12 protein-coding genes are annotated in these 13374 nt (G+C 71.6%); 9 read left to right on the top strand and 3 right to left on the bottom strand.

The features are described from left to right. Positions 1–120: 120 nt before the first annotated feature. Together IG94_RS0128305 and draK are read left to right on the top strand one after the other, a co-directional pair. Positions 121–798 carry a response regulator transcription factor gene (locus tag IG94_RS0128305; protein WP_030191398.1) on the top strand — a complete coding sequence of 226 codons (678 nt, stop codon included), beginning with the start codon at positions 121–123 and terminating at the stop codon, positions 796–798. A 61-nt stretch (positions 799–859) separates the two neighbouring features. Next, complete coding sequence (gene draK, locus IG94_RS0128300; protein ID WP_031043276.1) at positions 860–2134, top strand: two-component system sensor histidine kinase DraK; 1275 nt, start codon at positions 860–862, stop codon at positions 2132–2134. Positions 2135–2256: 122 nt separating this feature from the next. Here draK and IG94_RS0128295 read toward each other — a convergent pair whose 3' ends face one another. Beyond that, a complete protein-coding gene (locus IG94_RS0128295) occupies positions 2257–2829 on the bottom strand; it encodes a GtrA family protein (RefSeq protein ID WP_031043273.1) in 573 nt (190 codons plus the stop codon). A gap of 165 nt (positions 2830–2994) precedes the next feature. On the opposite strand from IG94_RS0128295, the gene IG94_RS0128290 reads away from it, so the two are divergent. The 4 genes from IG94_RS0128290 (at position 2995) to IG94_RS0128275 (ending at position 7285) form a co-directional block, all read left to right on the top strand. Then, positions 2995–4146 carry a 5-(carboxyamino)imidazole ribonucleotide synthase gene (locus tag IG94_RS0128290; protein WP_211269697.1) on the top strand — a complete coding sequence of 384 codons (1152 nt, stop codon included), beginning with the start codon at positions 2995–2997 and terminating at the stop codon, positions 4144–4146. Beyond that, on the top strand, positions 4143–4685 hold the full coding sequence (gene purE / locus IG94_RS0128285; RefSeq protein ID WP_031043265.1) for a 5-(carboxyamino)imidazole ribonucleotide mutase: 543 nt from the start codon (positions 4143–4145) through the stop codon (positions 4683–4685). The genes IG94_RS0128290 and purE overlap by 4 nt, the downstream gene beginning before the upstream one ends. Positions 4686–4753: 68 nt before the next feature. Further along, the gene (locus IG94_RS0128280; protein WP_031043261.1) at positions 4754–5932 is read left to right on the top strand and encodes a dipeptidase; all 1179 of its coding nucleotides are present in this window, start codon (positions 4754–4756) and stop codon (positions 5930–5932) included. 222 nt (positions 5933–6154) lie between these two features. Continuing rightward, positions 6155–7285 (top strand): dipeptidase, encoded by a 1131-nt coding sequence (locus tag IG94_RS0128275; protein WP_031043258.1) that lies wholly within the window; start codon positions 6155–6157, stop codon positions 7283–7285. A 190-nt stretch (positions 7286–7475) separates the two neighbouring features. Here the strand turns inward: IG94_RS0128275 and IG94_RS0128270 are convergent, their stop codons facing one another. Beyond that, the gene (locus tag IG94_RS0128270; protein WP_031043255.1) at positions 7476–8819 is read right to left on the bottom strand and encodes a UDP-glucose dehydrogenase family protein; all 1344 of its coding nucleotides are present in this window, start codon (positions 8817–8819) and stop codon (positions 7476–7478) included. A 180-nt stretch (positions 8820–8999) separates the two neighbouring features. Here IG94_RS0128270 and IG94_RS0128265 point away from each other — a divergent pair, with 180 nt between their 5' ends. Beyond that, a complete protein-coding gene (locus tag IG94_RS0128265) occupies positions 9000–10157 on the top strand; it encodes an acyl-CoA dehydrogenase (RefSeq protein WP_031043251.1) in 1158 nt (385 codons plus the stop codon). Between the two features lie 137 nt (positions 10158–10294). Continuing rightward, positions 10295–11335, top strand: coding sequence for a vWA domain-containing protein (locus tag IG94_RS0128260; RefSeq protein ID WP_031043248.1), 1041 nt, complete (start codon positions 10295–10297; stop codon positions 11333–11335). Between the two features lie 53 nt (positions 11336–11388). Here IG94_RS0128260 and IG94_RS0128255 read toward each other — a convergent pair whose 3' ends face one another. Next, on the bottom strand, positions 11389–11955 hold the full coding sequence (locus IG94_RS0128255; RefSeq protein ID WP_031043243.1) for an acyl-CoA thioesterase: 567 nt from the start codon (positions 11953–11955) through the stop codon (positions 11389–11391). A 120-nt stretch (positions 11956–12075) separates the two neighbouring features. Here IG94_RS0128255 and IG94_RS0128250 point away from each other — a divergent pair, with 120 nt between their 5' ends. Then, positions 12076–13359 (top strand): LCP family protein, encoded by a 1284-nt coding sequence (locus tag IG94_RS0128250; protein WP_194277391.1) that lies wholly within the window; start codon positions 12076–12078, stop codon positions 13357–13359. Positions 13360–13374 lie beyond the last annotated feature (15 nt).

The following is a 13374-nucleotide window of genomic DNA, read 5'->3' as shown; positions in this document are numbered from 1 at the left end:
AGGTTCCGGTACGGGGGTGACGGGCCTGGTCACGCGGCGGGTGCCCGGCTTGTCCGAAGGTAAGAGGGCCGGAAGGCGATCACGCCCCTGGCGCTTGGCGGAGCGGTCTACCATCAGCTCATGACCCGTGTACTGCTCGCCGAGGACGACGCGTCCATCTCGGAGCCGCTGGCCCGCGCACTGCGCCGGGAAGGGTACGAGGTCGAGGTGCGTGAGGACGGCCCCACCGCACTCGACGCGGGACTGCAGGGCGGCATCGACCTGGTCGTGCTGGACCTGGGCCTGCCGGGCATGGACGGTCTCGAGGTCGCCCGCCGGCTGCGGTCCGAGGGCCACGCCGTGCCGATCCTGATCCTGACCGCGCGCGCCGACGAGGTGGACACCGTGGTCGGCCTGGACGCGGGCGCCGACGACTACGTCACCAAGCCCTTCCGCCTCGCCGAACTGCTCGCCCGTGTACGGGCCCTGCTGCGGCGCGGCGCCGTGGAGCCGCCGCAGCCGCCCGCCACCCACGGCGTGCGCATCGACGTCGAGTCGCACCGGGCCTGGATGGGTGAGGAGGAGCTCCAGCTCACCGCGAAGGAGTTCGACCTGCTGCGGGTGCTGGTGCGCGACGCGGGCCGGGTGGTCACCCGCGACCAGCTGATGCGCGAGGTCTGGGACACCACCTGGTGGTCGTCGACCAAGACGCTCGACATGCACATCTCCTGGCTGCGCAAGAAGCTCGGCGACGACGCGGCCAACCCGCGCTACATCGCCACCGTGCGCGGCGTGGGTTTCCGTTTCGAGAAGAACTGAGCCTCCGAGAAGAACCGGGCCGCCCCGCCGGGGGCGGCCCGGGTGACCCGAGTATGAGGACATGCGCCGCCGACTGATCCAGTCCACGCTCGCCGTGGTGCTCGTCGTGATCGCCGTCTTCGGCGTATCCCTGGTGATCGTCGAGACCCGGACGATCAGCAGCACCGCCCAGGAACGCGTGGACCTTGAGGCCGTGCGGCTGGCCAGCATCGTGGACAGCCGGCTGATCGGCACCGGCTCGGTCGACGCCCGGTTCCTGCGGGAGCAGATCCGCGACGCCCGCTACGCCGTGATCCGCATCCCCGGTGAGCCGGTCATCGAGGTCGGCAGCGAGCCGTCCGGCGAGGTCCTGCGGGGCACGGCCACCGGCGAGGAGGGCGAGACGGTCCTGGTCGAGGAGCCCAGCTCCTCGGTGACGCGGGAGATCGGCCGGACCCTGCTGATCATCGGCCTGGTGGCGCTGCTCGCGGTGATCGCCGCCGTGCTGCTGGCGATCCGGCAGGCCAACCGCCTCGCCTCCCCGCTCACCGACCTCGCCGAGACCGCCGAGCGCCTCGGCTCCGGCGACCCGCGCCCGCGGCACAAGCGGTACGGCGTCCCGGAGCTGGACCGGGTCGCGGACGTCCTCGACTCCTCCGCCGAGCGCATCGCCCGGATGCTCACCGCCGAGCGCCGCCTGGCCGCCGACGCCTCCCACCAGCTCCGTACGCCGCTGACCGCGCTGTCGATGCGGCTGGAGGAGATCACCCTCACCGACGAACCGGAGACAGTGAAGGAGGAGGCGACGATCGCGCTGTCGCAGGTGGAACGGCTGACGGACGTCGTGGACCGGCTGCTGACCAACTCCCGCGACCCGCGCAGCGGCTCCGCCGTCACCTTCGAGCTGGACGACGTCATCCAGCAGCAGATCGCCGAGTGGCGCCCCGCCTACCGCAGCGAGGGGCGGGCCATCGTCAGCTCGGGCAAGCGCCATCTGACGGCCGTCGGCACCCCGGGGGCCGTGGCGCAGGTGCTGGCCGCGCTGATCGAGAACTCCCTGATGCACGGTGGTGGCACGGTGGCCCTGCGGACCCGGGTGACCGGCAACCAGGCCGTGGTCGAGGTCACCGACGAGGGGCCCGGCGTTCCGGGTGACCTGGGGGCGCGGATCTTCGAGCGGACGATCAGCGGACGCAACTCCACGGGCATCGGACTCGCCGTCGCCCGCGACCTCGCCGAGGCGGACGGCGGCCGCCTCGAACTGCTCCAGGGCCGGCCACCGGTGTTCGGCCTGTTCCTGTCCCGTACGCAGCCGCCCAAGAAGGGCCCCGGCGACACCGGGGAGACGGTGCGCTGACCGGGCCCGAGGCGGCCGCGTCAGAGGGTCGGCGCTGGACCAGAGGCCCGCAGTGGACCAGAAGGCCCGCGGTGGACCAGGAGGTCAGTGGCGGAGCAGAAGGTCAGTGGCGGAACAGAAGGTCAGCGGCGGACCGCCGGGGCGCCGTCCGCCGGGCGCGCCGTCGTGGGGTGCTCGTGCTCCAGGAAGGACTCCGCGCGCGTCGCGGGCGTCCGCTCGGGCAGGGCGCGGAACACCCAGCTGCGGTACGACCAGAACCGGAACAGCGTGCCGATCCCGATGCCGAGGAACTTGAAGATGTTGCTCTGCAGCGGGCTGTCCCAGCCGAACCCGTACGTCGCCGTGTAGAGCACGCCGTTCTCGATCACCAGGCCGGCCGCGCTGAACAGCAGGAACAGCGTCATCTCGCGGGTGCGGCCGCCCTTGTCGCGGTCGCGGTAGGTGAAGTAGCGGAAGCCGAAGTAGTTGAAGACGATCGCTACGACGGTCGCGATGATGCTGGCCCGCACCACCTGGAGGTCGGTCGTGTGCCGCACGAAGTTGAAGACGAGGAGGTTGACCAGCACCCCCGCGCCGCCGACTGCGCCGAACTTCACGACCTCGCGCACCAGCCGGTCGATCCGCTCCCGCAGCGCGCTGCGGGGCTCCGGCGGCGCCGGGGGAGCGGTGTGAGCACCCGAGGAACCACGTTCCATGGTCGTGCAGGCCCCCGTCCGTCGGTTGGCGTCAATCCGTTCATGCTAACCACCCGGACGCGCGATCTTCCTGCGGACGGACCCGAAGCGTCCGCAACGGACGGCGAGAGGGGCCGGAAACGGCCGGTAAACAGGTGGGCTCCGGATGGCCGATACGCTATGGGTGTGACGTTTCCGGTAGTCGGCATGGTCGGCGGTGGCCAGCTCGCTCGTATGACACACGAGGCGGGCATCCCGTTGGGCATCAGGTTCAAGCTCCTCAGTGACACTCCCCAGGACTCAGCGGCACAGGTCGTGAACGAAGTCGTCGTCGGCGACTATCGCGATCTGGACACGCTGCGCGAGTTCGCGCGCGGCTGTGACGTGATCACCTTCGATCACGAACACGTGCCCACCGAGCACCTCAAGGCCCTGGAGGCGGACGGCATCCCCGTGCGCCCCGGCCCCGACGCGCTCGTGCACGCCCAGGACAAGGGCGTGATGCGCGCGAAGCTCGACGCGATCGGCGTGCCCTGCCCGCGGCACCGGATCGTCGGCGACCCGGCCGACGTGGCCGCCTTCGCGGCGGAGGGTGCCACTGAGGGGGACGGTTTCCCCGTCGTCCTCAAGACGGTCCGCGGCGGGTACGACGGCAAGGGCGTGTGGGTCGTGGACTCCGTCGAGGAGGCCGCCGAGCTCTTCCGCGCGGGGGTGCCCGTGCTCGCGGAGGAGAAGGTCGACTTCGTCCGCGAGCTGGCCGCCAACGTGGTCCGTTCCCCGCACGGCCAGGCGGTGGCCTACCCCGTCGTCGAGTCCCGGCAGGTGAACGGCGTCTGCGACACGGTGATCGCCCCGGCTCCCGGCCTGGACGAGGAGCTGGCCCTGCACGCCGAGGAGATGGCGCTCGGCATCGCCAAGGAACTGGGCGTCGTCGGCCACCTCGCCGTCGAGCTGTTCCAGACCCGCGACGGCCGCGTCCTCGTCAACGAACTGGCGATGCGCCCGCACAACTCCGGCCACTGGACGATGGACGGCGCGATCACCTCGCAGTTCGCCAACCACGTCCGCGCGGTTCTCGACCTCCCCCTCGGCGACCCGCGCCCCCGCGCGCGGTGGACGGTCATGGCCAACGTCCTGGGCGGCGACTTCCCGGACATGTACTCCGCGTATCTGCACTGCATGGCACGCGACCCGCGGCTCAAGATCCACATGTACGGCAAGGACGTGAAGCCCGGCCGCAAGGTCGGCCACGTCAACACCTACGGCGACGACCTGGACGACGTGCTGGAGCGCGCCGGGCACGCTGCCGGCTACCTGAGAGGGACGATCACCGAATGAGCCAGGCCAGCCCGGTGAGCCCAGTCGTCGGCATCGTCATGGGGTCGGACTCCGACTGGCCCGTCATGGAGGCCGCCGCCAAGGCCCTCGACGAGTTCGAGGTGCCCTACGAGGTCGACGTCGTCTCCGCGCACCGCATGCCGCGCGAGATGATCGCGTACGGCGAGCAGGCCGCCGGACGCGGGCTGAAGGCGATCGTGGCCGGGGCCGGGGGCGCCGCCCACCTGCCCGGCATGCTCGCCTCCGTCACCCCGCTGCCTGTCATCGGCGTGCCGGTGCCGCTGAAGTACCTGGACGGCATGGACAGCCTGCTCTCCATCGTGCAGATGCCGGCCGGTGTGCCGGTCGCGACCGTCTCCGTCGGCGGCGCCCGCAACGCGGGCCTGCTGGCCGCCCGCATCCTCGCCGCCCACGACGAGGAGCTGCAGGGGCGGATGCGCGAGTTCCAGCAGGAGCTGAACGACCAGGCCACCGAGAAGGGCAAGCGGCTGCGCAACAAGGTCGAGGGCGCCGCGGCCGGCTTCGGATTCGGCACGTGACGGAGCCCCGGCGTTCGGGAGCGGCGGACCAGAGAGTGACCAACCGGAGCATGACGGAAGGGACGCGGATGACATCGCTGGACAAGGCCCGGGAGCTGCTGCGCGAGTTCCCCGTCGTCGACGGGCACAACGACCTGCCCTGGGCGCTGCGGGAGCAGGTCCGCTACGACCTCGACGCGCGGGACATCGCCACCGACCAGTCCGCGTACCTGCACACCGACCTGGCCCGGCTGCGGGCCGGCGGCGTCGGCGCGCAGTACTGGTCGGTGTACGTCCGCTCCGACCTGCCGGGCGCGGTGACGGCGACGCTGGAGCAGATCGACTGCGTACGGCAGCTGATCGACCGCCACCCCGGCGAGCTGCGCGCCGCGCTGACCGCCGCCGACATGGAGGCCGCGCGCGCGGAGGGCCGTATCGCGTCCCTCATGGGTGCCGAGGGCGGCCACTCCATCGACAACTCGCTCGCCACGCTCCGCGCGCTGTACGCGCTCGGCGTGCGCTACATGACGCTCACCCACAACGACAACAACGCGTGGGCGGACTCCGCGACCGACGAGCCCCGCGTGGGCGGCCTGTCGGCCTTCGGCCGCGCGGTCGTGCGCGAGATGAACCGCGAGGGCATGCTGGTCGACCTCTCGCACGTCGCCGCGACCACGATGCGGGCCGCGCTGGACACCTCCACCGCGCCGGTGATCTTCTCGCACTCGTCCTCCCGCGCGGTGTGCGACCACCCGCGCAACATCCCGGACGACGTCCTGGAGCGGCTGCCCGGCAACGGCGGCATGGCGATGGTGACGTTCGTGCCGAAGTTCGTGCTCCAGGCGGCCGTGGACTGGACGGCCGAGGCCGACGACAACATGCGCGCGCACGGCTTCCACCACCTGGACAGCAGCCCGGAGGCGATGAAGGTCCACGCGGCCTTCGAGGAGCGCGTCCCGCGCCCCGTCGCCACGGTCTCCACGGTCGCCGACCACCTCGACCACATGCGCGAGGTCGCGGGCGTCGACCACCTCGGCATCGGCGGCGACTACGACGGCACGCCGTTCACCCCGGACGGCCTCGGCGACGTCTCCGGCTACCCGAACCTGATCGCCGAGCTGCTCGACCGCGGTTGGTCGCAGGCCGACCTGGCCAAGCTGACCTGGAAGAACGCGGTCCGCGTCCTGGACGCCGCCGAGGACGTGGCCCGGGGGCTCCAGGACACGCGGGGGCCGTCCAACGCGTCGTTGGAGGAGCTCGACGGCTGAGCCGTCCTCTCGCCGGGGGCGGGGCAGCCGGTGCATCCGGCCGCCCCGCCCCCGTACATCGGGTGCCGCTCCCGTACCGCGTTCAGAGGTGCCCCGAGATGCCGCTGACGATGCCGCCGGAGGAGCGGGGCGGGCGTACCCCCGAACGCGCCGTCCACCAGGAAGCTCCCGCCGCTCCGTGTGACGGTGGCCGTACCTCACGACGACCGTACGGAGCCCGTCATGGCAGACCTCCAGGACGACCTGCACACCGGTACCGAGGCCGGTGGGCTCGACGACCTGCCCGTGCCGCTCGCCGCGGAGGCCGTCGCCCCGGAGCCCTACGCGCCCGTGTCCGACCCGGACGACGAGCCGCTGACCCGGGCGCGGGCCGTGCTGGCCGCGCATCCCGTCGCCGACGGCTGCAGCGGTCTGCCCCGGGCGCTCAGGAGCCTGTCCTGGTACGACCTGGAGCTGGGCGAGAGCGGCGTCGCCACCGACGTGCCGCGGCTGCGCGAGGGGCGCGTCGGTGCGCTGCTGTGGTCGCTGCACGTGCCCGGGTCCGGTGCCGGGGACGGTGCGGTCGGTGCCACGCTGGAACAGCTGGACCTGGTCAAGACGGTCGTGCGCGCGCACCCGGAGGGGCTGCGCCTGGCGTACGACGCGGGGCAGGCCATCGACGCCCGCAACTGCGGCCGGGTCGCCGTGCTGCCCGGCCCGGCGGGCGCCGCCGCGCTCGGCGACCGCCTCGGCATCCTGCGTTCGCTGCACGCCCTCGGCCTGCGCGTGCTGACCCTGTCCGGGGTGACCTGGGCGGGCGAGGCGGGGCTGACCCGGTTCGGCGAGGAGGTGGTCCGCGAGATGAACCGGCTCGGGGTCGTCGCCGACCTCTCCGGCGCCTCCGCCGAGACCGTCCGCCGCACCTTCGCGGTGTCCAAGGCGCCCGCGCTGTGCACCCGCTCCGCCGCCCGCGCCCTGCGCCCGCACCCCGCCAACCTCCCCGACGGCCTGCTCGCGGAGCTGGGCGCGGCCGGGGGCCTGTGCATGGTGCCGCTGACCGCCGAGCAGACCGGCCCGACCGTCCGGGACGTCGCCGACCACCTCGACCACGTCCGCACGGTGGCCGGCCCGCACGGCGTCGGCCTGTCCGGCACCTACGACACCGGTACCGCCCACCCGCTGGAGCTGGGCGACCCCTCCTGCTACCCCCGGCTCGTCGCCGAGCTGCTCCGCCGCGGCTGGGACGAGGCGGATGTGGCCCTGCTGACCTGGGGCAACTTCCAGCGTGTCCTCCGCGCGGCGTCCTTCACCGCCCGGGCGGCGCAGGCCCGCCGCGAGCCGTCCACGGCGACCATCACCGACCTGGACGGCTGAGTACGGACGGCCCCGCGGTCAGCTGTGCCCGATCCGGCCGTCCGCCGCACCGCGCGGTGGGACGGCGAGGTGCTCCGGCGATGCGCGCGGGCGGGTTCGCCGGTCGCGGCGGTGCCCCGTGGCGCGGAGCGCGGACGGCGTCGGTACGGCCGACTGAGCCCCGGCGGGGCCGGTGCCGTCCTGAGGGCGCTCAGGCCGTGGGACGGCCCATCGCCCGGTACGTCCAGCCGGCCTTCCGCCATGCCACCGGGTCCAGCGCGTTGCGCCCGTCCAGGATCACCCGGGCCGCGGCGGCCTCGCCCAGCGCCTCCGGGTCCAGCTCGCGGAACTCCCGCCACTCCGTGAGGTGCAGGACGACGTCGGCGCCCCGCACCGCCTCCAGCGCGGAGCCGGCGTAGCCGAGTGTCGGGAAGAGCCGCCGGGCGTTCTCCATGCCCTTGGGGTCGTACACCGTCACCTGGGCGCCCTGGAGATGGACCTGACCGGCGACGTTCAGCGCGGGGGAGTCGCGGACGTCGTCCGAGTCGGGCTTGAAGGTGGCGCCGAGCACCGCGACCCGCTTGCCGAGGAAGGGGCCGCCGCCCAGCGCCTGCCGGGTCAGCTCCACCATCTGGCCGCGCTGGCGCATGTTGATCGAGTCGATCTCGCGCAGGAAGGTCAGCGCCTGGTCGGCGCCCAGCTCGCCGGCGCGGGCCATGAAGGCGCGGATGTCCTTCGGCAGGCAGCCGCCGCCGAAGCCGATCCCGGCCCGCAGGAACTTCCGGCCGATCCGGTCGTCGTACCCGATCGCCTCCGCCAGCTTGGCCACGTCGCCGCCCGCGGCCTCGCACACCTCCGCCATCGCGTTGATGAACGAGATCTTGGTGGCGAGGAAGGAGTTCGCCGCGGTCTTCACCAACTCGGCCGTCGGGAAGTCCGTCACGACGAACGGCGTGCCTTCCGCGATCGGCTTCGCGTACACCTCGCGCAGCAGCTTCTCCGCCCGCTCGCTGCGCACGCCGGCCACGAGCCGGTCGGGGTGCAGCGTGTCCTCGACGGCGAACCCCTCGCGCAGGAACTCCGGGTTCCAGGCCAGCTCGGCGCCGTCCCCGGCCGGCGCGTGCTCGGCGAGGTAGGCGGCCAGCCGGTCGGCGGAGCCCACGGGCACGGTCGACTTGCCGACGACGAGCGCGGGGCCGGTCAGGTGCGGAGCCAGCGAGGCCAGCGCGGAGTCGACGTACGACATGTCGCAGGCGTACTCGCCGTGCTTCTGCGGCGTGTTCACGCACAGGAAGTGCACGTCGCCGAAGGCCGCGGCCTCGGCGAAGTCGGTGGTGAAGCGCAGCCGCCCGCTGGAGCCGCCGATCCCGTCGACGTGCCTGGCCAGCAGCTCTTCCAGGCCCGGCTCGTACAGCGGGACCTCGCCCCGCTTGAGCATCTCGATCTTCTCGGGCACCACGTCGAGCCCCAGCACCTCGAAGCCGAGCTCGGCCATGGCCGCCGCGTGGGTCGCGCCGAGATAGCCGGTACCGATCACGGTGATCTTCAGGGCCATGGATGCTCCAGAGGTGTACGGGGGCGTGCGCGCCCGAGCATATCCGGGGGGCGGCCGGACCCGTCCGGTCGGTTGTCGCCAACCTCACCTATCCACGGACGTGTACGGGGCTCTAAAATTTGGGTTACTTAACGGTAGTTAGCGTGCTCAGCATCGCAGCGTTTGGGAGCGTGAGAGACCTTGGCCGGATCGGCTGACTTCGACCTGTACCGCCCGTCCGAGGAGCACGGCATGCTCCGGGACGCCGTCCGCTCGCTGGCCGAGGCGAAGATCGCGCCGTACGCCGCGGCGGTGGACGAGGAGGCCCGCTTCCCGCAGGAGGCCCTCGACGCCCTGACCGCGAACGACCTGCACGCGGTGCACGTACCCGAGGAGTACGGCGGCGGGGGCGCCGACGCGCTCGCCACCGTGATCGTGATCGAGGAGGTGGCCCGCGTCTGCGCCTCCTCCTCCCTCATCCCGGCGGTGAACAAGCTCGGCTCGCTCCCGGTGATCCTCTCCGGCTCCGAGGAGCTGAAGAAGAAGTACATGGCCCCGCTCGCCAAGGGCGACGGCATGTTCTCGTACTGCCTCTCCGAGCCCGACGCCGGCTCCGACGCGGCCGGCATGAAGACCAAGGCCGTGCGCGACGGCGACTTCTGGGTGCTCAACGGCGTCAAGCGCTGGATCACCAACGCGGGCGTCAGCGAGTACTACACGGTGATGGCCGTGACCGACCCGAGCAAGCGCTCCAAGGGCATCTCCGCCTTCGTGGTGGAGAAGTCCGACGCGGGCGTCTCCTTCGGGGCCCCGGAGAAGAAGCTCGGCATCAAGGGGTCCCCGACCCGCGAGGTCTACCTCGACAACGTCCGCATCCCCGCCGACCGCATGATCGGCGAGGAGGGCACCGGCTTCGCCACCGCGATGAAGACGCTGGACCACACCCGCATCACCATCGCCGCCCAGGCCCTCGGCATCGCCCAGGGCGCGCTGGACTACGCCAAGGGCTACGTCAAGGAGCGCAAGCAGTTCGGCAAGCCGATCGCCGACTTCCAGGGCATCCAGTTCATGCTGGCCGACATGGCGATGAAGATCGAGGCCGCCCGCCAGCTGACGTACGCCGCGGCGGCCAAGTCCCAGCGGGGTGACAGCGACCTGACCTTCCAGGGCGCCGCCGCCAAGTGCTTCGCCTCCGACGTCGCGATGGAGGTCACCACCGACGCCGTCCAGCTCCTCGGCGGTTACGGCTACACCCGCGACTACCCGGTCGAGCGCATGATGCGCGACGCCAAGATCACGCAGATCTACGAGGGCACCAACCAGGTCCAGCGGATCGTGATGGCCCGCAACCTGCCGTAACGGGCGGGCGACTGGCCGGACAGCGCGAGGGGCGCCCGCACCGCGGGGCGCCCCTCGCGCTGTCCGGCCGATTGTCAGTGGTGGGTGAGACGGTAGGTCCATCGCTCGGAGAGAGTCCGAACAGAGGGGGAGCCGCCATGTCCGGAAGCCAGAACTACATCAACCACGTCGCGCTCGTGCTGGACGCCAGCTCGTCCATGTCCCGCCTGAGCGGCAAGGTGGTCGAGGTCGCCGACGAGCAGATCGCCTACCTGGCCCGCCGGTCGCAGGAGCTGGACCAGGAGACCCGCGTCACGGTGTACGTCTTCGCCGACCAGGTGGAGTGCGTGATCTACGACAAGGACGTGCTGCGGATGCCGTCCCTGAAGCAGATGTACCGCGTCGGCGGCATGACGGCGCTGCTGGCGGCCACTCTCAAGTCGCAGCGGGAGCTGGCGCAGACGGCCCAGCTGTACGGCGACCACAGCTTCCTGACCTTCGTCCTCACCGACGGCCAGGAGAACGCGAGCCACCGCTGTACCGACGCCCCCGCCCGGGACCCGCGCGCGCTGGTCGACGCGGTGGCCTCGATGATCGAGACCCAGGAGGACAACTGGACGCTGGCCGTCCTGGTGCCGGACCAGATGGGCAAGCGCGAGGCCATGCAGTACGGCTTTCCCAAGGACAACGTCGCCATCTGGGACGCCACGAGCACCCAGGGGCTGCAGGAGGCCGGGCAGGTCATCCAGGAGGCCACAGAGAAGTTCATGATCGGCCGCTCGAAGGGCATCCGGGGCTCGCGGGCGGTGTTCTCCACGGGCGCGGACGCGGTCAACAAGGACACCATCAAGGCCGCCGGACTCAAGCCGGTGGACTCCACGAAGTACCAGCTGGTCCCGGTGACCCGGGACGCGGCGATCCGGGACTGGGTCGTCGAGTCCGGCCACACCTACCGCACGGGCGGCGCGTACTACCAGCTGAGCAAGTCGGAGAAGGTCCAGCCGAAGAAGCAGATATCGGTGCTGGAGAAGAAGACGGACCGGATCTACACGGGACCGGAGGCGCGGGCCCTGCTCGGCCTGCCGGACGTGGAGGTCCGCATCAAGCCCGACCACAACGACGAGTTCACGATCTTCGTGCAGAGCACCAGCGTGAACCGCAAGCTCGTACCGAACACGCGACTGCTGCTGATGCTCTGATCGGTCGCCGGTCGCCGGTCGCCGGTCGCCGGTCGCCGGCCGCCGGCCGCGGGTCAGTCCGCGTAGCCCTCCGCCACCCGCCGCTCGCGCAGCTCCATGATCGCGCGGCGGCGGGCCAGGCGGTGGGTGCGGCGGATCTGCGCCTCCTGGTAGCGGCGCCTGTCCTTCTCGGTCTCCGGGAGGACCGGCGGGACCGAGCGGGGCCGCCCGTCCGCGTCGACGGCGGCGAAGACCAGGTAGGCCGAGCCGACCTGGGTGGCCGGGGCCGACTCGTTCCAGCGCTCGGCCATGACCCGCACGCCCACCTCCATCGAGGTCCGGCCGGTCCAGTTGACCTGGGCCTTCACATGGACCAGGTCGCCGACCCGGACCGGTTCGAGGAACGCCATCTCGTCCATGGACGCGGTGACGGCGGGCCCGCCGGAGTGCCGTCCGGCCACGGCGCCCGCCGCGTCGTCGACCAGCTTCATGATCACGCCGCCGTGGACGGTGCCCAGAAGGTTGGTGTCGCTGTGGGTCATGATGTGGCTGAGGGTGGTGCGGGACGCCGAGGTCGGCTTGCCCGGGATCTCCGGAGCCGCCGACGGCGCGGCCGAGGCCTGTTCTGCCTGGTCTGTCATGGCCTCCACCTTATGCCGGGGGTACACGGGCGTGATTTTGTGTCGGCTTCGCAACAGGCAGGCCCTGATTTTCCGACGACCCTTGTAACGCGCACCCTGCGGCCCTGCACACTGGTCCGCATGAATGATTGGCCCGAGGGATGGTCCGGTGACAGCCGCGGCAACGCGTACGGGCGCGGCAGCGCGAGCGCACGGCCCGAGAGCGCGCGTGTGATGCGGCAGGTCCGCCGCGGCGCACCGCCTCCCGGCCCGGGCCAGCCGGCCCCGCCGTACGGCGCCGGGGTCCCGCAGCAGCCGTCGTACACCGACGGCCAGGGGCACGGCGACGGGTACGACGGCGACTACAACACCGGCCAGGTCTACGGCAGCCCCGGCGGCCGCGGACCCGGGCAGGGCCCCGGCGGCTACGACCCCGGGCGGCCCGCGCCGAACTGGCGCCGGCGGATCAAGTGGACCGCGATCACCGTGGTGACCGTGCTGGTCGTCACGACGGTGGGCACCTACTTCTGGGCCGACTCCAAGCTCAACCGCGAGGTCGACCTGTCCAAGGTCATCGAGCGGCCCGGAGCGGGCGAGGGCACGAACTACCTGATCGTCGGTTCCGACAGCCGCGAGGGCATGACCGACGACCAGAAGAAGGACCTGCACACCGGTGACGCCGAGGGCAAGCGCACCGACTCCATGATGATCCTGCACACCGGGGACAACGGATCGACGCTGATCTCCCTGCCCCGCGACTCGGACGTGGAGATCCCGAGCTTCGTCGGCTCCGAGTCCGGCAAGGAGTACCCGGGCACGGGCCGCCGCACCAAGCTGAACGCCGCGTACGCCGAGGACGGCCCCGAGCTGCTGGTGCGCACCATCGAGCACAACACCGGGCTGCGCCTGGACCACTACGTGGAGATCGGCTTCGCCGGCTTCGCGAACATCGTGGACGCGGTCGGCGGCGTCGACATCGACATCCCGCAGGACATCAAGGACAAGAAGTCCGGCGCCGACCTCAAGAAGGGCGAGCAGACCCTGAACGGCGAGGAGGCCCTCGCCTTCGTCCGCACCCGGTACGCGCTGGCCGGCTCCGACCTGGACCGCACCAAGAACCAGCAGAAGTTCCTGTCGGCGCTGGCGAGCCAGGTGGCCACCCCCTCGACGGTCCTCAACCCGTTCAAGCTGTACCCGACCATGGGCGCGGGCCTCGACTCCCTCATCGTCGACAAGGACATGGGCCTGTTCGACCTGGCGAGCATGTTCTGGGCGATGAAGAGCGTCAGCGGCGGCGAGGGCACCTCGATGAACATGCCGATCTCGGGCAGCGTCGGCGGCAACCTCAGGTGGGACGACGCCAAGGTCAAGAAGCTCGTCGAAGAGCTGAAGAACGACGAGAAGGTCACCGTCTCCGGCAACTGACCGGAGCCCGGCGCG

Source organism: Streptomyces olivaceus (assembly GCF_000721235.1).
GTDB lineage: Bacteria > Actinomycetota > Actinomycetes > Streptomycetales > Streptomycetaceae > Streptomyces > Streptomyces olivaceus.
This window is presented reverse-complemented; position numbering and strand designations above follow the sequence as displayed.